We start from the raw sequence: 1716 nt of genomic DNA, 5'->3' as shown, positions 1-1716 counted from the left end.
TCGTCCCAGCCCGCCCGGTCGTCCCAGCCCGCGCGATCGTCATGGCCGGCACGGTCGTCGTGGGCCGCGCGGTCGTCGTGGCTGGCACGGTCGTCATGGGCCGAGCGGTCGTCGCGGGCGGCGCGGCGGCCGGCGGTGTCGTCCTCCCGCTCGCGCCGGTCGGCGGGCTCCGCGGCGCGGCGCGCCGCCGGCTCGTCGGTGCGGGCCCACGGCGGGGCCCAGCCGTCGCCCCAGCTCGGGCGGTTCCAGGACGGTCCGGACCAGTCGGGTTCACCGGCGCCCGGGTCGTCCGCGGCGGGCTCCCGGGAGTCGGCGGCGGCCCGGGGCCCGGCGGCGCCCGCCGGTCCGTCCGGCGGGCGGACGTCGCCCACCGGCTGCGCGGAACGGCCGGCCGGGTCGGCGGACGGCTCGCCGGGCGCCCGGTCGGCCCAGCCACGGGAGAGCGACAGGGTGGACTCGGTGTTCGGCGCGTGGAAGCCCGGTGGCACCTCGAAGCCGGATGCGGCGGCGCCGACCGGCGGCACCTGCAGGGCCGGGGGCGCGGAGGCGGGGCCGCTCTCGGCCCAGCGGGGCGCGGCGGCCGGGTCGTCGGCGGCGTGCCGGGAGCCGGCGGCGTCGGCCGGGTTCACCTGCTGCTCGGCCGGGGGCGCCGGTCGCGGGGCCGGTACGGCCAGCCGCTCGCCGTCGCTCTGCCGGGGCGGTTCGTCCGCCGGCGGGGCACTGACCGGCGCCTGGCGGGTCACGCGCGACTCCTCCCCGGCGTGGTGCACGCCGTTGACGTGGCGGCCGTTCACCGGTCCCGGCTCCGGTCGGCCGGGTAGCGGAGCCGGCAGGTCACCGTGCCGGGGCGAGGAGGCGGCCCAGCCGCCGAGATCGCCGTAGGGCCAGCCGCCGGGCGCCGGAGCACCACGGGACCAGCCGTTCGGCGGGGGCGCCCAACCGCCGCCGGTACGGGCGGGTTCGTCCTGCCGGCCCGTCCCGTCGCCGTGCTCTCCCGGGGTGGCGGCTCCGGGTTGCCCTGTTTCACTCACCGCGCGCTCCTTGGTCGCCCCCGCTGAGGCTACCGTGTGGTGACAGTGGCGATAAGTTACAGCGGCGGGCCAATTCCGCGACGGGTTCACGAACCCGCACCGGTTCGGGTGATACGTGCCGGCTCGTACGCAGATACTCGGAGGTTCCCATGACCGCAGTGGGGAACGGTGCACAGACCGCCGGTCGGCCCACCCGCCTGCCCCGCTCGGCACGCCGTAAGCAGCTGCTCGCCGCTGCTCAGGAGGTGTTCGTCGCGCAGGGCTACCACGCCGCCGCGATGGACGACATCGCCGAGCGGGCCGGGGTCTCCAAGCCGGTGCTCTACCAACACTTCCCCGGGAAGATGGAGCTCTACCTGGCGCTGCTGGACACGCACTGTGACGCGATAGTGGCGAACGTGCAGGGCGCCATGAGCAGCACCAGCGACAACAAGGAACGGGTCAGCGCCGCGGTCCGCGCGTACTTCGACTTCGTCGACCACGAGAGCGAGGCGTTCCGGCTGGTCTTCGAGTCCGACCTGCGCAACGACCCGGCGGTGCGGCAGCGGGTGGAGCGGGTCGAGCAGGGCTGCATCGCGGCCATCACCGACACGATCATCTCGGACACCGGCGTCAGCCGGTCGCACGCCGAGCTGCTCGCATCGGGCCTGGTCGGCGCCGCCGAGACGGCCGCCCAGTTCTGGCT

1 protein-coding gene and 1 pseudogene are annotated in these 1716 nt (G+C 76.5%); one reads left to right on the top strand and one right to left on the bottom strand.

Translation table 11 applies throughout. The features are described 5' to 3' along the window. A pseudogene (locus tag KBX39_RS30550) lies at nucleotides 1-1031 on the bottom strand (hypothetical protein); the annotation flags it as partial. Nucleotides 1032-1180: 149 nt separating this feature from the next. Between KBX39_RS30550 and KBX39_RS30545 the strand changes: the two are divergent. Further along, nucleotides 1181-1716: TetR/AcrR family transcriptional regulator (locus tag KBX39_RS30545; protein ID WP_210873877.1), on the top strand; the 536-nt coding region annotated here is incomplete at its 3' end.

The sequence above is a fragment of the Micromonospora sp. D75 genome, from assembly GCF_018070405.1.
GTDB lineage: Bacteria > Actinomycetota > Actinomycetes > Mycobacteriales > Micromonosporaceae > Micromonospora > Micromonospora chalcea.
Note: the sequence above shows the minus strand (reverse complement) of the source record. Positions and strands in the feature narration are given on the sequence as shown.